General features: G+C 62.1%; 18 protein-coding genes and 1 riboswitch. Of the genes, 15 read left to right on the forward strand and 3 right to left on the reverse strand.

Annotated features, from left to right (window positions below):
• Positions 1-72 precede the first annotated feature (72 nt).
• The 6 genes from QRN42_RS08025 (at position 73) to QRN42_RS08050 (ending at position 4389) form a co-directional block, all read left to right on the forward strand.
• On the forward strand, positions 73-1239 hold the full coding sequence (locus tag QRN42_RS08025) for a Re/Si-specific NAD(P)(+) transhydrogenase subunit alpha (RefSeq protein WP_284978725.1): 1167 nt from the start codon (positions 73-75) through the stop codon (positions 1237-1239).
• Positions 1239-1574, forward strand: coding sequence for an NAD(P) transhydrogenase subunit alpha part 2 (locus tag QRN42_RS08030; protein ID WP_284978726.1), 336 nt, complete (start codon positions 1239-1241; stop codon positions 1572-1574). Before QRN42_RS08025 ends, QRN42_RS08030 begins: the two co-directional genes overlap by 1 nt.
• A complete protein-coding gene (locus QRN42_RS08035) occupies positions 1571-2944 on the forward strand; it encodes an NAD(P)(+) transhydrogenase (Re/Si-specific) subunit beta (RefSeq protein WP_284978727.1) in 1374 nt (457 codons plus the stop codon). The genes QRN42_RS08030 and QRN42_RS08035 overlap by 4 nt, the downstream gene beginning before the upstream one ends.
• Positions 2945-3132: 188 nt before the next feature.
• Positions 3133-3372, forward strand: coding sequence for a hypothetical protein (locus QRN42_RS08040; protein WP_284978728.1), 240 nt, complete (start codon positions 3133-3135; stop codon positions 3370-3372).
• A 105-nt stretch (positions 3373-3477) separates the two neighbouring features.
• Positions 3478-3825, forward strand: coding sequence for a hypothetical protein (locus QRN42_RS08045; RefSeq protein WP_284976242.1), 348 nt, complete (start codon positions 3478-3480; stop codon positions 3823-3825).
• Between the two features lie 6 nt (positions 3826-3831).
• Positions 3832-4389: a dihydrofolate reductase family protein gene (locus QRN42_RS08050; RefSeq protein WP_284978729.1), complete on the forward strand. Its 558-nt coding sequence runs from the start codon at positions 3832-3834 to the stop codon at positions 4387-4389.
• A gap of 45 nt (positions 4390-4434) precedes the next feature.
• Here QRN42_RS08050 and mscL read toward each other — a convergent pair whose 3' ends face one another.
• The gene (gene mscL, locus QRN42_RS08055) at positions 4435-4899 is read right to left on the reverse strand and encodes a large conductance mechanosensitive channel protein MscL (RefSeq protein WP_284978730.1); all 465 of its coding nucleotides are present in this window, start codon (positions 4897-4899) and stop codon (positions 4435-4437) included.
• Between the two features lie 226 nt (positions 4900-5125).
• Positions 5126-5224: riboswitch (glycine riboswitch) on the forward strand.
• Between the two features lie 392 nt (positions 5225-5616).
• Here mscL and QRN42_RS08060 point away from each other — a divergent pair.
• The 7 genes from QRN42_RS08060 (at position 5617) to QRN42_RS08090 (ending at position 11802) form a co-directional block, all read left to right on the forward strand.
• A complete protein-coding gene (locus QRN42_RS08060; protein ID WP_284978731.1) occupies positions 5617-6381 on the forward strand; it encodes a methylenetetrahydrofolate reductase in 765 nt (254 codons plus the stop codon).
• A gap of 446 nt (positions 6382-6827) precedes the next feature.
• Complete coding sequence (locus QRN42_RS08065; protein WP_284976236.1) at positions 6828-7283, forward strand: hypothetical protein; 456 nt, start codon at positions 6828-6830, stop codon at positions 7281-7283.
• A 98-nt stretch (positions 7284-7381) separates the two neighbouring features.
• Complete coding sequence (locus QRN42_RS08070) at positions 7382-8236, forward strand: hypothetical protein (RefSeq protein ID WP_284978732.1); 855 nt, start codon at positions 7382-7384, stop codon at positions 8234-8236.
• Position 8237: 1 nt separating this feature from the next.
• The gene (locus tag QRN42_RS08075; protein WP_284978733.1) at positions 8238-8747 is read left to right on the forward strand and encodes a hypothetical protein; all 510 of its coding nucleotides are present in this window, start codon (positions 8238-8240) and stop codon (positions 8745-8747) included.
• Positions 8744-10006, forward strand: coding sequence for an Ig-like domain-containing protein (locus QRN42_RS08080; RefSeq protein ID WP_284978734.1), 1263 nt, complete (start codon positions 8744-8746; stop codon positions 10004-10006). Before QRN42_RS08075 ends, QRN42_RS08080 begins: the two co-directional genes overlap by 4 nt.
• Before the next feature lie 169 nt (positions 10007-10175).
• Positions 10176-11258 carry an FUSC family protein gene (locus tag QRN42_RS08085; protein ID WP_284978735.1) on the forward strand — a complete coding sequence of 361 codons (1083 nt, stop codon included), beginning with the start codon at positions 10176-10178 and terminating at the stop codon, positions 11256-11258.
• A gap of 97 nt (positions 11259-11355) precedes the next feature.
• On the forward strand, positions 11356-11802 hold the full coding sequence (locus tag QRN42_RS08090; RefSeq protein ID WP_284978736.1) for a hypothetical protein: 447 nt from the start codon (positions 11356-11358) through the stop codon (positions 11800-11802).
• Between the two features lie 57 nt (positions 11803-11859).
• Here the strand turns inward: QRN42_RS08090 and QRN42_RS08095 are convergent, their stop codons facing one another.
• Positions 11860-12321, reverse strand: a complete 462-nt coding sequence (locus QRN42_RS08095) for a hypothetical protein (RefSeq protein WP_284978737.1) — start codon at positions 12319-12321, stop codon at positions 11860-11862.
• 136 nt (positions 12322-12457) lie between these two features.
• Positions 12458-14746 carry a molybdopterin oxidoreductase family protein gene (locus QRN42_RS08100; RefSeq protein WP_350224867.1) on the reverse strand — a complete coding sequence of 763 codons (2289 nt, stop codon included), beginning with the start codon at positions 14744-14746 and terminating at the stop codon, positions 12458-12460.
• A gap of 255 nt (positions 14747-15001) precedes the next feature.
• Here QRN42_RS08100 and QRN42_RS08105 point away from each other — a divergent pair, with 255 nt between their 5' ends.
• The gene (locus tag QRN42_RS08105; protein WP_284978738.1) at positions 15002-15610 is read left to right on the forward strand and encodes a TasA family protein; all 609 of its coding nucleotides are present in this window, start codon (positions 15002-15004) and stop codon (positions 15608-15610) included.
• 118 nt (positions 15611-15728) lie between these two features.
• Positions 15729-16151 (forward strand): Hpt domain-containing protein, encoded by a 423-nt coding sequence (locus tag QRN42_RS08110; RefSeq protein WP_284978739.1) that lies wholly within the window; start codon positions 15729-15731, stop codon positions 16149-16151.
• The last annotated feature ends 18 nt before the right edge of the window (positions 16152-16169 follow it).

Genomic DNA, 16169 nt, shown 5'->3' on the forward strand with positions numbered 1-16169 from the left:
CCTACTCCCGTCCCGCTCCGCGCAGTCATAGACTCATGCCAACTGGTTCGGGTTGCGGAAGAGGGGTGGCGGGTGAAGGCAGGCGTAGCACGTGAAGCGCTCGACGGCGAGCGTCGCGTCGCGGCGACGCCCGAGACGGTCAAGCAACTGACGGGGTTGGGATTGGCAGTTGAAATCGAGTCCGGCGCAGGCCTCGCCGCGGGCCACAGCGACAGCGATTACCGGCACGCCGGCGCTTCGGTGGTGCAAGGCTTGGACCTCGGGACGCTCGACCTCTATTGCCACGTACGTCCCATGGAACCTTCGACGGCGGCGGCTCTTCACAGGGGCGCCGTCACCGTGGGCCTGGGATCGCCGTCGTCGGAATTGCCCACTGTCCGCGCCCTCGCCCGCGGCGGGGTGACCGCGTTTGCTCTGGAACTGGTTCCGCGCATCTCGCGTGCGCAGTCAATGGATGCCCTGACCTCCCAAGCCTTGGTTGCGGGCTATCGCTGTGTCCTGGAGGCCGCAACACGCTTACCGAGGTTCTTTCCGCTGTACATGACAGCTGCCGGCACCATTCCACCGGCCCGGGTGCTGGTTTTGGGCGTGGGGGTTGCCGGTCTGCAGGCGATTGGCACGGCCAAGAGGCTCGGGGCCAGGGTATCGGCGAATGACATCCGGCCTTCATCTGCGGACGAGGTAGCTTCCATGGGGGGAACCTTCATCAAGCTGGACCTGGAGACAGCGGAGGCTTCGGGCGGATACGCGCGTGAACTGAGCGCAGATCGTGGAGCCCTCCAGCGGGCACTCTTGGCTCCGCATGTGGCCCAGTCGGACGTCCTGATCACCACCGCCGCGGTCCCGGGAAGGCGGGCCCCGCTCCTGGTGAGCCGCGAGATGGTGCAGGGCATGCGTCCGGGATCAGTGGTGGTGGACCTCGCGGCAGAATCCGGAGGGAACGTTGAAGGGAGCATCCCGGGGGAGGATATTTCCATTACTACCGCGGATGGCTGTGGCGCGGTCACGCTGGTGGGGATGAGGGACGCTGCGTCGGCCATGCCCGCAGACGCGTCGCGGCTCTACGCCAAGAACGTTGCCAACCTGGTCGCGTTGATCACCAAGGATGGAGTTGTCGCGCCGGACTTCGGTGACGAAGTGGTGGCGGGTACCTGCCTAACCTACGACGGCGAGGTGCGGCACGAACCCACCCGGGCGGCGTTGCTTACCCTCGGCGACCCCGAGACCAGGGTGGGCTGATGGACGGCATGAGCTTGTTGACCATCACCGTGCTCGCGGTGTTCGTCGGCTTCGAGGTAGTTTCCAAAGTGTCCAGCACACTGCACACCCCCTTGATGTCCGGCGCCAACGCCATCCACGGCATCATCCTGGTGGGCGCCATCATCGTGGCCGGCCAAGCCATAGAGCCCCCTGTGCTGGTGGTGGCTTTGGTGGCTGTGGTGCTGGCAACGGCAAACCTGGTGGGTGGCTTCGTGGTGACCGACCGCATGCTCGAGATGTTCCGCGGAAGGGGCCGGCCGCCGTCGTCTGCCGGATCAAGCGCCGAAACCCGGGGTAAGGAGCCGCGCCCGTGACGCTACTCAGCCCCACCTGGACGGCGCTTCTATACCTTGTCGCTGCGGCTTGCTTCATCGTCGCCCTGAAGGGACTGAACTCGCCCCGAACGGCCCGTCGCGGCAACCTCATCGGCGCCTTGGGTGCGTTCCTGGCCGTGGTGACGGTGTTCGTTTCAGCGAGGGTGGAGAACATCCCGTGGATCATTGCCGCAATGGCCGTGGGAGCCGGTGTTGCGGCCCCGGTGGCCAGGCGGGTTCAGATGACCCAAATGCCGCAGCTCGTCGCCTTGTTCAACGGGGTGGGCGGTGGGGCTGCAGCCCTTGTGGCTTTGCTGGAACTTCCCCATCATGACGATCCTTGGATTCGGCTGGCGGTGGTGTTTACCTTGCTCGTGGGCGCCGTGTCCTTCGCAGGTTCCGGCGTGACCTTTGCCAAACTCCAAGGTTTGATGACTACGCGCCCAGTCACGTTTCCGGGCCTTCCCGTTCTGATGGGCGCGGTATTGCTCGCCGCCGTGGCTGCGGGTGCCTCTGTCGTGTTCAGCGGCTCATCGCTGCTGGCCTTTGCCGTTCTGCTTCTCGGACTGGGGACTGGCGTCCTCCTTGTCCTCCCGGTGGGCGGCGCCGATGTCCCGATCGTCATTTCTTTGCTGAACGCATTTACCGGACTGGCCGTTGCGGCGTCGGGACTGGTGCTGGGAAATGTCCTCCTTGTGGTCGCGGGGACACTGGTCGGAGCATCAGGAACCATCCTTACCCGCGCCATGGCTGCGGCGATGGGCCGCAGCGTGGCGGGAATCCTGTTCGGGGCATTCAAGGGCGGTTCCACGGCAGGTTCCACTGCGTTGAGTGATCGCCCGGTCCGTTCCTCCAGCGCAGAAGACGTTGCTGTACTGCTGGGATATGCGCAACGGGTCATCATTGTTCCGGGGTACGGTCTGGCCGTGGCCCAAGGGCAGCACACGGCGGCAGAGTTGGCGCTTGCATTGGAAAGCCGGGGGATTGAGGTGGACTTTGCTATCCACCCAGTGGCGGGGCGGATGCCTGGCCACATGAATGTCCTGCTGGCTGAAGCCAATGTTCCGTATGAATCGCTCAAGGAAATGGGTGACATCAACCCGGAGTTTAAGACCGCGGACGTCGCCCTGGTCGTCGGGGCCAACGACGTCGTCAACCCGGCGGCAAAAACCGTCTCCGGATCGCCGATCTACGGCATGCCAATCCTTGAGGTCGCCGACGCCCGCCAAGTGGTATTCCTCAAACGGTCCATGCGCCCCGGCTTTGCCGGCATCGAAAACGAATTGCTGTATGAGCCCCAGACCACGTTGCTGTTCGGGGACGCAAAGGAATCGCTCACCAAGGTCCTCGGAGCGGTCAAAGCCCTCTAAGGAAGCAACCCGCCGTAGCCCGCCCGGAGTTCGGGCGGCAAACCGCGTCATGTACGGAACATCCACGGCACTCGTTCCTTGCAGGGGGCGGCCGTTGGAGCCGCGTGCTGTGATCCGCCGCCGGGCCTTCCAGTCTGACTTTGGTTGCGGACAAGACGGATGCCTAGGAGTCGATTTTGTATCACGGGATGAAGGATTTCACGCGGGGTCCTGGCGAAAGTATGCCGGGAAAGATCGTGTCCGATTGGCGGCAACTCCCGGGCCGGGTGGTTCAGGTTTGGCATTACGATCAGCTCGTGGACGAAGGATCGGTTGAGACCGTGACCGTAGACGGCGGCATCCTTTGGTTAGAGCAAACAGGGCCAATAGAACGGCGCATGGTGGTTAAAGAGCTCGGCATAGGCCAACAGGTTCGCGTCATAGGCTGAATCACCCTGCCTGGGGAGGGTCTTCCCGGGCTGTCCGCGCAAACCTAAGCTTGGGACGGTACGGCGCTCACGCGTCGAATACCAACGTCCAAGCGAGGGTGTGCCATGACAGTGAAACTCAACAAGAAGGCCTTCGAACACGCCAAACAGCTGATCGACGACGGCAAGGTCGTCAAAGATGCCCGTGACGACTGGAGCGAGCACGCCCCGTCCACCAAGGATGAGAATTCGTTCTTGGACAAGCACGGGCATGCCGAATACTCCAAGTGGCACCTGGGAGTGGACGACGACCACCCGGACGATCAAAAAGGGCACTACAAGTTCCCCATCGGGGACTTCAAGAAGATCCACCGCTGCGCAGTGATCTCCGCGGAGAGCCGCGCCGGCCAAAATGATTACGACGATATTCGCGCAGCCCTCGGGAAGCTGCTGGAAACGATCGACGCGGACTGAAGCCACATGGGAAGACTCATCTACTCGGCCATCATGTCCATTGACGGTTACGTCGCGGACCGGGACGGCAAATTCGACTGGAGCGTGCCGGACGAGGAAGTGCACCGTTTCATCAATGAACGCCAACGCCATATCCGGCACCACTTGCTCGGACGCCGCCTCTACGACGTCATGAGTGTCTGGGACACGTGGGATACCTCGTCCGAACCGCCTTTCATCGATGACTTTGCGCACCTTTGGCGCCGGGCGGAGAAGGTGGTCTTCTCGCGAACCCTGCAGGATCCGTCCACTCGCAACACCAAGATTGAGCGGGAGTACAGGGCTGACGATGTCCGGAAACTCAAGGCGTCAGTTGCAACAGACATCTCCATCGGGGGCCCGGAACTCGCAGCCCAAGCGTTCCGTGATGGACTGATCGATGAATGCCAGTTGGTTATGGTGCCGGCCATCGTAGGTGGCGGGAAGAAGGGCTTGCCCGCAGACTTTGGTACCCGGCTGGAACTCGTTCAAGAGCGCACGTTCGGCAACGGAGCAATTTTCCTCAGGTACCGGGTGCTTAGCTGACGGTGGATCCTGCCAGTCCTGCCCATCCGGTTGCCGCGGGCCCGCCTAGTGGATGTGGTCGGAGCTTGGGCCTTGGCCGGAAGTGGCAGCGTGGCTGGCTTTACGGGGTTCGGCTGCGTCCTTCAACAGGTCGCGGATCTCGGCCAACAAGGCTGTGTCCGCGGGAAGGGGCTTTTCCTCCGGCTCTGCCGCGCCGAGGCGGCTTTTGACCATGGAGTTGACTTTGTTCATCGGGGCAACGAAGACGAAGTAGACCACCGCAGCGGTAATCAGGAAGGTCACGACGGCGGTGAGGACGGCGCCGATGTTGACGAACGTGGCAGGGTTGTCCTGCCAGATCTTGAAGCCAAGGCCATCAGCCTTCATTCCGCCGGCAGCGGCTATGACGGGGTTGATGATGTTCGTTGTAAACGCGCCAACCAATGCGGTGAATGCACCACCAATGACCACTGCAATCGCAAGTTCGATGACATTGCCGCGAAGTATGAACTCTTTGAAACCCTTAAACATGGAGTGTCCTCAGATCGGGTACAGGTGTCTGGCTCAGCAGAGATCAAACTACCATTCCGGGATGTCAAAGAAGTGCGAAGCAGGGGGCGATGTGGATAAGTAAATCTGGGAGGTGTCCGCGGGTTTTGAGGGAAGAACCGTCTGCGCACCCATGCATGTATGGTTGCGCTTCTTTAAACGAACCCGCTATGGTGTGAAGCGTGTCACTCAGGTGGCGCAACGCTTTTGATCTGCGGCGGGAGAGTCCTGCCGGTACATCCAGTCAGGCGCCGTAGGAGCAAATCCTCCCCGGGAATCTCTCAGGCCCATGTACCGCCGCGGCGAGGCAACTCTGGAAAGTAGCACGGATAACCGGGCTCACCGACGGTGCAAGCAGGCATAACGTGGAAACACAGTCTGCGGAATCTCTCAGGTCCAAGACAGAGCGGGGAGGAACTTTTATTCATTGTGGCGCTCACTGGGCCGTGAATTATGGAGTTCCTCTTGACCGTTCAATCAACCCCTACCGCCTTCGCGGACCGGCATATCGGCGCACGACGCCTGGCCGACGTCGACACTATGCTCAAGGCCATAGGGTACGACTCCGTCGACGTGGATGCTGACCGCCCTGTGAGGCCCGCTCTGCATGAAATGACCCTACCCAAGGGTGCAAATCAGGCCACACAACGCCCGAAACAACTACGCCCGCCAGTACGCCAGCGAACCAGGACCTGATCCATGCTCCCCACCCGCGTTGAAATCATTCCCACCGACGGCGTTGTTGCCCGGGTCGCTGAAGCCCTGCCCAAGAGCACCACCATCAGTGTCACGTGCCTGCCGCACCATGGAATTGGCCCCACTATGGGGACGGCCATCCAGCTCAGTGAACTGGGCTACGCAGCGGTGCCACACTTAGCTGCGAAGTGCCTCGATAGCCGAGCCCAGCTGCAGGGGATTCTTGGCGACTGCGCCAGTGCAGGCATCTCTGAGGTGTTTGCGATTGGCGGTGACGCGCCCCATCCGGCGGGACCGTATTCCACCGGCGTTGAACTTGTGCGGGATATTGCAGACATCACAGGCGGGAAGATGGCGGTGGGGGTGGCAGGATACCCAGAAGGCCACCCAAACATCAACGGACTGCAGTTAGTGGAAGCCTTGGCTGCCAAACAGGAATACGCCACAAGGGTGGTGACCCAGATGTGCTTCTCGGCCAATGCGATCCACAATTATGCGGCGTTGCTCCGGCGGGAGGGAGTGCACCTTCCGGTCTGGGCCGGTGTTGCCGGGGCCGTACCTAAGACAAAGCTCATCTCGCTGGCCAGCAAGATCGGTGTGGGTTCCTCCCTGAAATTCCTCAGCAAGAAGGGACCGCTCGCCAAGAGACTCCTGATGGGTGAGCGGTATTCACCGGATGCGCTGATACATGACTTAGCTGCGCAGCCCGGAATCGAGGGAATCCAGCTTTACAGCTTCAACTCCTTAGGCGCGGTCATTTCGGCCTAGCAGCTACTCCTTCCGCGCTCCTCCCGGACTCTCCGCGCAGCAAGGCCGGGCCTGGGGCGGTCATCCGAGCACTCGAATATACGCGCAGTTTTTGCTCAAGATCGCCACAATCTTGGCACAAGGCCTGTTCCGACCCCTGATTGGGAGGGCGATGCGTTTGTCCATTCCTTGGATTCCGTCCGTGTGGAGTTGGGGGGTATTACCCAACGGTAGCCCGGAATTGGCGGCGCTGGTCCAAGTAGTCAGTTACATAGGACTGAGTAGTTGCATGCCGCGTATGGGTATTTTCCTGCTCTGTTCGGACGAAAAAATGGCGTACACGGAACGCTAGCCACTCGGTGCGCGCTCACTGAACCATGGGGACATCGCTTCATCCGCCACCCTCGGCCGGATGGTTGGGAGTTGCCTGGCGGCTCCCTGGGACCGATCAACCAAGGAGTTACATCATGCGCAAACTTTCCAAGAAGAGCCGGGTCACCGCCGCAGTCGCAGGCGTCGCTTTGGTAGCGGTGGGTGGCGGAGCCGCTTACGCGTACTGGACCACCACGGGCTCCGGAACTGGAGCCGCAACCAACTCGGCCGGTGGCGGCACTGTCACCCTTCATGCGACGTTTGCGGGCGGTCTCGCACCGGGCAATCAGGTCAATGTTGCGTACACGGCGGACAACTCCACCACCTCAAGCACCGTGGTCGGTGCTCTCTCCGCTCACGTGACCACCGACGTCGCCGGTTGCCTTCCTGCCTGGTTCGATGTCACCGCCGTGACAAGCAACAGCCCGGTGGCTGCGAACTCCACCGGAACCTCTGTGGGCTCCGGTGTGCTGAAGTTTATCGACAGCACCACCGTCAACCAGGACGCCTGCAAGTCCGCCGTCGTGACAGTCAACGTCGGTAGTCTCTAGACTCCACCGGCCGGGGACCACCCTACGAGTGGAGGTCCCCGGCACACGCATTTCCCACATGTCCCGAATGCACAAGCTATCGTCCGAAAAGAGCCTTCATGGACCGCCGGCCAGAGCGAACAGCACCCTTTCACCGAGTTGGTATCCCCCTCCGTGCGCTGCTGCTTGCACTCCTGGTCGCCGTTGTGCCGGTGGCCGCCCTCGCCGCTAGCAACGCACAGGGCAACAGCGCACAGGGCAGCACTGCGAAGGTAACCAAAGGGATCACGGTGGCCCTGACTCCTTCCAGCCGAACCGTCGACCAAGGGCAGTCGGCCAGTTTCACGGTGTCAGCGACGTCGACGGGTGGCTTCACCGGTCCTGTGACCTTCGCAGTCAGCGGACTGCCGGAAGGTGCGACAGCGAGCGCGGCGCCGGCGTCGTTGGTGCTTGCCTCCGGCAGCACCGCGCAGGCGACGCTGACTGTTTCCACAGCAACCACGACGCCGGCGACTAAGACAGACTTCACGGTGACTGGTACCAGCGGATCCACCCTGTCCAATGCGGCGCCCGGGCAGTTGCAGGTCCTGGAAGTCAAACGCACGTTCGGCCTTTCCGGCTCGGTGACCGGCCTGCTCGCGCCGGGTGTCTCGAGGTCGCTGAACCTCCAGATTTCCAATCCGCAGAACAAGAGCATCGCTGTGACAAACCTTTCCGTGGCCATCAGCCAAGTGGTCCGGACCCCCGCAGCAGTTGCGGCCAAATTAGCCTGCTCTGCTGCCGATTACAGGATCACCCAATACTCGGGGGCGTATCCGTTGACCGTGGAACCAGGCACTCGCTCACTTTCCGCCTTGGGGGTACACGAGGGGAACTGGCCGCAGATCAAAATGCTTGACACGCCCCAACTTCAGGACGGCTGCAAGGGCGCCACGGTCCAGTTCACTTTCACGGGCACCGGAGAGGCCAACTAAGATGACGACCCTTCGACTTCCGCGCATCCTGAGCCCAGGAAGGCTTGCACGAACGGCAGCCGCGACCGTGGTTCTTTGCATCCTCGGCGGCGCAGGATCCGCCTACGCCTACTGGGCTTCAACCGGCATCGGCGCCGGCTCGGCAGCGAACGGCACCATGCAGACCGTTACGGTGGACGCACTCGTCCCGGGCGATACCCTGCAGACCAGCCTGGTCCCTGGCGGAACCGCCGACGTCATTGTTCGGGCTACCAACCCGAACCCACAGGCGGTGACAATCTACGGCATTACATCCAGCGGGGCCGCGACCGCCGATGGCGCACACTCCGGCTGTACAACAACGGGAGTGACATTCACGCCTCCACCTGCACCCATGGCGTCCCTGACAATTCAGGCCAACAGCTCCATCCTCGTGACGCTGCAGGGTGCCGCCAGCATGGGCACCGGTTCAATGTCCGCATGCCAAGGTGCGCAGTTCAGCATCCCCGTCACGTTGGAGGTACGCAAGTGACTCGCCGCCATCACCACGATTCCGTCGGCTTTGGCAGGTGGAACCGCGTTGCCCTGATCTTGGTGGGCATCCTTTTCGTCTCATGGGCCGGACCAGCCGCCAGCGCGTTCTGGAGTTCCGTCGGCTCCGGCTCCGGGGCCGCGAAGGCCGACGCCGTAAGCCAGGGGGCCAAACCGGCCACGGCCGTTTCAGGCACCAGCGTCACGGTTAGTTGGGCAGCCAGTGCGACGGCGGCTCAGCGGCCAGTGAGCGGGTACAGCATCGCCCGCTATGGTTCCGCGACCGGCGGGACACGCGTTACGGCGACCGGCGCCTGCGGGACAACCGTCGTTGGCCTGAGTTGCGTGGAGAACAACGTCCCGGCCGGGACCTGGTACTACACCGTGACCCCATTGCTCTCCCTGTGGCAGGGCGCCGAAAGCTTGCGCAGTGCTGCAACGACTCCTATCACGGATACCACGCCTCCCCTTGCTCCCGTGGTGTCAGCGCCGACTTATGTGCACCAAGGCAACGTATCCGGCGTCCCGATCAGCGGCACCGCGGAGGCCAACTCGACGGTCGTCCTGACGGTCACGGGTGGTGGGGCTCCTGCCGTGACACAAAATATCACCACCAATCCTTCGGGCGGTTGGACTGCCGTGCCGGTGGATATGACTGCTTACAGCCCGGGGACGATCTCTTACTCCGCTACGGCTACTGACGCCGCTGGCAATACAGGACCTGCAGGTACGGCGACATCCACCAAGGACGTTTCGTCCCCGACTGTCACTGGAGTCCAGTTGAGCAACGGGGGCACCCCCAACGTCGTGGACAAGGGTGACAAGGTTGTTTTGAAGTTCTCCGAGTCACTGAGCGCTAATAGCATCTGCAGTGCCTGGACCGACAACACGACCACCCAGACGCAAAGGGGCAACAATGCTGACCAAGTGGTGGTCACGATCAGCGCCACGGCCAGTGACAACACCTTGACCGTGTCCGGTTCTGCCTGCCCGAGCTTGAGGGTTGGAAGCGTGTCATTGGGCGCGGTCTACACCGCGACGGCATTGAGCTTTATGGGTAACGGCACGAACGCGTCCTCCCTCGTGTGGGACCCCTCGGCCAACACTCTCACCATTACCTTGGGCGCTGGTACCAGCGGCAGCAAGACTGTCACATCAGCCAACGTCTTCCCCACCTACACTCCCGCCTCCGGACTTACCGACATCGCCAGCAATCCACTGGCCACGAAGCCTGTGGCCGGAGCACCGTCGCGGTTCTAGCGACGACGCCATCCACCACGCACTGCTTCACATTTGGTGCCCCTCAGGTGATGAGGGGCACCAAATGTGCCCGATCCCCGGGTAGTGCAGGAGTCGAAGCGTAACCTTGAAAGCGGACGTCAGCGCCGCCGTCGTATGTTTGATCTTGCGACGAAAGGCGAGCCTGGTTTTGAAGGCTGTAGCGGAAATGTTCACCATGGGCCCGGCCAACAAGGACCACCACCCGGCTCTCCGCTGTGCAGTTGGTGTGTTTGTGCCGTTGATTGCGTTGACCGTGATGGGGCGACTCGACTTGGCTGTGTTCGCCTCCTTTGGAGCGTTTACCGGTATTTATGGGCGCAACGAGCCGCATAGCGTGCGGTTCCGCAGTCAGCTCCGCGCGGGCGGCTTCATGCTTTTGATCATGTTGTGCGCCACCCTGATGGCCCGCTTCGCGCACGAGGTGGGAGTTAGTGGCACCGCGTACACGTGGGTTTTGACAGCAGCAACCACGGCAGTTGCGGGTGTTTGTTCCGTGGTGGTCGCTGCATGGCGTCTTCGGCCCGGGGGCTCCCTCTTTCACATTTTCGCGTTCGCGGCGATCGCTTCCATTCCGGCGCAGCCGCCGCTTTGGGAAGCGATGCTCGTGGCAGTCTCGACCACACTTTTCTGCCTCCTGGTTGGCATGTCCGCCCGGGTTCGCCGAAGCCACCGGAGCCCCTGGAAGCGGCCACCGCGAATCCGCCAAACGTCTCCCGAACGGCGTGCGATGTGGTTGGAGGGTGCCGGCTATCTTGTGGCAGCGGGGCTGGCCGGAACCATAGCGACGATAGTTGGCGAGCGGCTTGGTTTTGGGCATACATATTGGGCGATGGTGGCGGCCGTGGTGCCGCTGGTGGGCCACTCGACGCGGCACCGTGTTCGTCGGGGCGTTCAAAGAATTGCCGGGACGGTGATGGGATTGGTGATTCTTGCCGGCATCCTATGGCTGAATCCTGCACCGTGGGCGATGGTCTTGGTGATCGCCGCCTGTCAGTTCGGGGCAGAGATGTTCATAGCCCGCCAATACTTGGTCGCCCAGCTTTTCGTTACGCCCCTGGCGTTGATCGCAACGCTGTTGGCTGCTCGCGTGGACCCGGCACTGCTGCTGCGCGACCGTATCATCGAGACCGTCATCGGCGCCGCCGTCGGCGTAGCTGTGGTGGTGGCGCCCGCGGCGTGGCGCCGTGTTCGGGCCAGTCGGCCGACGCGCTCGACGTCGGCAGCTGCGTAGGCGAGCCCCGAACAGGGATGAAACTGGACAGAATTGATCAGTACACATATAACTAGATAGCCAAACTACTTATCCGGTTACTGTGTGGGAGAAGACGATGACGGTCGCGCTGCGTGAACCAGGCCCCACACCGGTGGCTGAAGACCCCCTGCCAACTGTGAATTCCGATGCCAGGGAGAACTTCGGACCCGTCCATTGCGGGTCCCGGATGCGGATCACCGCGGGCGCCCTGCGGTCGACCACTCTGATCCCGCTCGAGTCGATTGGGACTATGGATTCACTGGAAGCAGCCACGGCGGTCTGGCCGGAATGGGCCTGCGCTTGTGGTTTCCGGATGGACGTAGACGTGAGCCACCCGATGAGTGGCCTCTGGTTGGCCGCCCTCCGCTGCGAACGCCTCCAGCACGAACTGGCCCTTGCGAAGGACATGTTTGAGTTGGTCTACAATCGGGCGCTCGCCGCCGGCGTCGAACCTTTTGCGCCATCCCAAACCGCGGCAGTTCCGGTGGGCAAAATCGAAAGCCTCGTCCCTAACGCTGGTTGAGGCCGCTGCCGTTCGGTTCGGCGTCCGGTGAAGATCGGGCCGGTTGGCGCGACCTCCTCAGCTGGCGACAATCAGGGCTTGGGGTGCGGCCTGTTTCATTCGGGTCTGCAACCAGCGACGTTGAACCTTGGTCTCCTTTTGGCAGTGCTCGACGACGGCGAGCAGGTTCCGATCGCGAAGGGCCTGGCCTGCCTGCTCCAACATCGTCCATGTGACGTCGACGAGGCTGGCCAAGAGGTACAAATCCTGCAGGTCTCGGAGCAAACCCACGGGGCCGCTGCGGGTCTTGGATAAACCCTCGGCGTGAAGACGTTCAGGCTCGTCGGCCGATGAGTCCTGCCCATACTGCTGCACTATGGGCAGCAGCAGCTTCTCGTGGTGGTCGCATTGCTGAGCGAGGCTTTGACAGAGGAAATGCACGTCGGGCTCAGATCCATGGCCCTCTGAAACTTGGCGGAATGACTTAGCTAGCGTTTGTTCGCCCTGGTGAAGCAGGCCGAGGTAGATGTGGAGATTCATGACTGGGGTCCTGCCGGCCGGGAAGCAGTAGTGGTGGGGGCCGGCGCTGGTCCGTTTCCGCTGCCTATCTTTTCCACGCGTACCGCTGCGTTCTTGAAAATGGGTTGCTTGGAGACTGGATCCCATTCGGTAATCGTCAGCTCGTTTGCCGCCGTCGTGTGCTGTTGGCCATCGCTGTTGGTGCGGTCACCCTCCATGCCAACTCCGGCGTTCCCCCGCCGCTGGCGTCCCAATATCCGTAATGGAACGGGGCGAAGATGGTGCCCGGACGCACTCCGCTCACCCGTGCCGGCGCTTCGATAACTCCGCGCCGTGATGAGACGCGGACGATGTCCCCCTCCGAAATCCCCAGATCCTGGGCGTCTTCCACGGAGATCTCCACCCACATCCTGGGAGCGGCATCGTTCAGCGTCCGGGAGCGGGCAGTTTTTGTCCGGGTGTGGAAGTGGAAGGCGGTCCGTCCGGTGGTGTACCGGAACGGGTAGTCGTCGTCGGGTTCTTCGTGGGGCGGGTGGTACGGGGCAGTCTTAAGCCAGGCTCGGCCGTCCGGCTTCTGGGCGCGGTACGATTCCGGCTCCACTGCTGCCCCCGTCAAGAGGTCGTGCCCATAGCTCTCGCAGTAATCGGGCGCGCTTGGAAAGTTGCCATCCGTGTACAGTCGGGTGACGCCGTCGGGGTTCTCCTCATTGCATGGCCAAGGAATTCCGCTGCCGCCCCGCAACTTGGCATAGCTCAAGCCGGTGTAGTCGCAGGGCCGCCCACGCGAGCAATCCTTCCATGCTTCGAATGCCGACTCGGGACCGTCCCACGTGAGTAATGGACGCCCGTCCAAAGTGCTGAATTCCATGCGGCGCGAGTAATCGAGGAAGATGTCCAGGTCGGCGCGGGCATCACCAGGAGGTTCCACGGTTTTGTCAGAAAGATGGACTACGCGCGAGGCGTTGGTGAACGTGCCCGTCTTTTCTCCCCAAGCCGCGGCCGGCAGCACAACGTCCGCCAGTTGCGCCGTCTCGGTCAGATACAAATCCTGCACCACGAGAAAGAGGTCCGGCTTGGACAGGATCTTCCGGATCCTCGGCAGCTCCGGCATGGACACTGCCGGATTAGTGGCGGAGACCCAGAGAAAGTCGATGGATCCTTGTTCGGCATACCGGAAGATTTGCATCGCGTGCGTCGGCGGGGCCCAGTGGGGAATGACTCCTGGATCCACGTTCCATAGGCTGGCGAGTTCCTCGATGTGCCCTTGATTCCCCCAGTTGCGGAAGCCGGGGAGGTCGCCGTCGGCCCCGCATTCCCTGTTGTTCTGGGCAGTTGGCTGGCCGTTCATCTGCAACAGCCCTGCGCCGGGACGGCCTAGCATGCCCCTGAGCAAGTGCAAGTTGTTGACTTGGCAGGAGGATGCCGTGGCTTGGGAGGACTGATAGAAGCCCTGCAGGACTGTGGACAAAACGGTGCTGGAGGTGCCGAATATCCACGCCGCCTCCCTGATGTCATCGGCCTTGACGCCGCAGATCTCCGCGGCGGCTTCTGGAGTCCACTCCTGCACGGCCTCCTGCAACTCATCGAAGCCGATGGCATGTTCCGTGACGTACTGGGGGTCGTGCCAGCCGTTCTTGAGGACCTCGCGGATCAGGGCATGCATAAGGGCCAGGTTGGTCCCCGGACGGACTGCCAGATGAACGGTAGCGTAGCGGGCCGCCTCCGTGTTTCGGGGGTCCACGCAGACCAACTTAGGTGGCGTCGGGCCTGCTAACCGGTCAAGGATGCGGGACCAAAGGACGGTTTGTGTTTCCGGCATGTTGTGGCCGTACAGGAAAATTGCATCGCAAGCGTCGATGTCTTCATAAGCGCCTGGCTGCCCATCAGCTCCGAACGTCTCTTTGAGGGCAGATGCTGCCGTAGCGGTGCAGAGCCGGGTATTGCCGTCCATGTGAGGTGTCCCAATCCCGGCCTTGCCAATGACAGCCAGTGCATAATATTCCTCCAGGAAAAGCTGCCCGCTGGTGTAGAAGCCGTGGCTCAACGGCCCTTTCGACGCCAAAAGTTCCTTGCTGCGCGCAACGACCCTGCTCATGGCCGTATCCCAGTCCGTCTCCACCAGATGGCCACCCTCGCGGATCAAGGGACGGGTGAGGCGATCCTTATGGGCGACGCCCTGCCAACTGGCGAACAGGCCCTTGGGTCCTAAGCGACCCTTGTTGATCCGGTCTGCGGAGCGTCCCCGGATGCCCACCATCAGGCCGTCCTTGACGGCGATATCGCACCCACAGCCGTTGCTGCACAACACACAGGCAGACTGGACCCAATGGTCGATGTCGTCCTCCGTAAGTCTTGCTTCCAAGGCGAAATCGACGCGGGTGGGCCATTCGTCTCCTCCCGCGAACGGCGTCCTGGTGCCCCAGATATCGGTAATTCGATCCGCCATCGCCCACCTCAGCTGTTGAACCAGTCCGGTTCTCAACGAATATCAGGATGCTTACAGTTAGTCCATAGGCCCGGATCAGCCGGGTGGGTTGCCTGGTTAGTGGGTTTCTTGAGCTTTTCCTGATCATGTCCTGATCGAACACCTGAGTGGTTCTTGATGGTGGCCCGGCACAGTAGTTCTTGTCAGCCAGAGAGGCTGGAAAAGATCAACTGGCCGGCCCGAAAGCGGTGGCCTCCCGAAAGGACACTGATTCCCATGGCCATCAGCCTCAAAACCACCTCCGGGAAAATCCTCGCCTCCGTCGCACTGGTCGGCACCGCAGCCGCCGTCGCCGGCATGGGAACCTACGGCGCGTTCACCTCTTCGACCTCGGCAAGCCAAGCCGTCACCGCCGGAACAATCACCATCGCCCTGGGCGCCCCCGGAGTGAACAACACCCTGAACGTCCCCGTCGCAGGACTGCTCCCCGGAGACAAAGTCGAAAAACTCGTCACCCTCTCCAACACCGGCAACTCAGACCTGAACACCGTGTCCCTGACCACCACCGCCGGAGCCACCGCCTCCCTGCTGACCACCGACACCGTCAACGGCCTGCAACTGACCATCGAAAACTGCTCCACCGCCTGGACCGGCGCCGCAGCCCCCTACACCTGCACCGGCACCAAAACCACCGTCCTGGCCTCCGCACCGGTCATCACCGCCAACCAGACCCTGACCAACCTCACCTCCCTCACCGCAACCAAAACCGACAACCTCAAAGTCACCACCGCATTCCCCACCACCGCCAACGACACCTTCCAAGGCGCCACCAGCACCATCTCCTTCGCCTTCAACGCCACCCAACGCACCGCCACCACCAAATAACCAGCTACCGCCGAGCCTGATCGGGCGCCCCCCTGCCCGATCAGGCTCGAGCGGTTACTAGCAATTACCAAACTGGTGGCACAACCGCGGAAGGAATGCCATGACGAGCATGCCGGAGATGACTGAGGAAACTGTGGTGTCGGAAACTGCGGCGTCGCCAATAGTCCTCTGGGAACTGGACGCGCTAAGGAGCCTTGGGGACGAGTTGGGCGATTCCCGTCCCGTCGCACGCTTCCTTTCGACCTACCTGAGTATGCTTCCGGGCAGGGTCCTCAGGATTTCCAAGGGTTTGTGTCAACACGACACCAACGCCACCCTGGATGCGGTGCTCAGCCTGAAGATCTCCTCGGCCATGGTTGGGGCTATGGAGGCGGAATCGCAATGCCGCGCAATGGAATCGATGATCAGGAACCACTGCTTGGCTTCTGCCGCCGAGGTCCTACCGGCACTTCGGAGTGCTGCCGAACGCTGTCTGGCGGCCGCCCCGCAGGTGCTCGGCAATGCCGCGGCGGGCGCCCCTCACCATCTCCGCAGCTCATAACCTCCGCAGCTCATAACC

This window comes from Arthrobacter sp. fls2-241-R2A-200, from assembly GCF_030209745.1.
Classification (GTDB): Bacteria; Actinomycetota; Actinomycetes; order Actinomycetales; family Micrococcaceae; genus Arthrobacter.

Coding starts and splice junctions, on each gene's coding strand:
- QRN42_RS08050 (WP_284978729.1), top strand. CDS start 3,832: ATGGGAAGACTCATCTACTCGGCCATCATGTCCATTGACGGTTACGTC.
- QRN42_RS08070 (WP_284978732.1), top strand. CDS start 7,382: ATGGACCGCCGGCCAGAGCGAACAGCACCCTTTCACCGAGTTGGTATC.
- QRN42_RS08060 (WP_284978731.1), top strand. CDS start 5,617: ATGCTCCCCACCCGCGTTGAAATCATTCCCACCGACGGCGTTGTTGCC.
- QRN42_RS08065 (WP_284976236.1), top strand. CDS start 6,828: ATGCGCAAACTTTCCAAGAAGAGCCGGGTCACCGCCGCAGTCGCAGGC.
- QRN42_RS08090 (WP_284978736.1), top strand. CDS start 11,356: ATGACGGTCGCGCTGCGTGAACCAGGCCCCACACCGGTGGCTGAAGAC.
- QRN42_RS08075 (WP_284978733.1), top strand. CDS start 8,238: ATGACGACCCTTCGACTTCCGCGCATCCTGAGCCCAGGAAGGCTTGCA.
- QRN42_RS08105 (WP_284978738.1), top strand. CDS start 15,002: ATGGCCATCAGCCTCAAAACCACCTCCGGGAAAATCCTCGCCTCCGTC.
- QRN42_RS08030 (WP_284978726.1), top strand. CDS start 1,239: ATGGACGGCATGAGCTTGTTGACCATCACCGTGCTCGCGGTGTTCGTC.
- QRN42_RS08100 (WP_350224867.1), bottom strand. CDS start 14,746: ATGGCGGATCGAATTACCGATATCTGGGGCACCAGGACGCCGTTCGCG.
- QRN42_RS08045 (WP_284976242.1), top strand. CDS start 3,478: ATGACAGTGAAACTCAACAAGAAGGCCTTCGAACACGCCAAACAGCTG.
- QRN42_RS08040 (WP_284978728.1), top strand. CDS start 3,133: ATGAAGGATTTCACGCGGGGTCCTGGCGAAAGTATGCCGGGAAAGATC.
- mscL (WP_284978730.1), bottom strand. CDS start 4,899: ATGTTTAAGGGTTTCAAAGAGTTCATACTTCGCGGCAATGTCATCGAA.
- QRN42_RS08110 (WP_284978739.1), top strand. CDS start 15,729: ATGACTGAGGAAACTGTGGTGTCGGAAACTGCGGCGTCGCCAATAGTC.
- QRN42_RS08095 (WP_284978737.1), bottom strand. CDS start 12,321: ATGAATCTCCACATCTACCTCGGCCTGCTTCACCAGGGCGAACAAACG.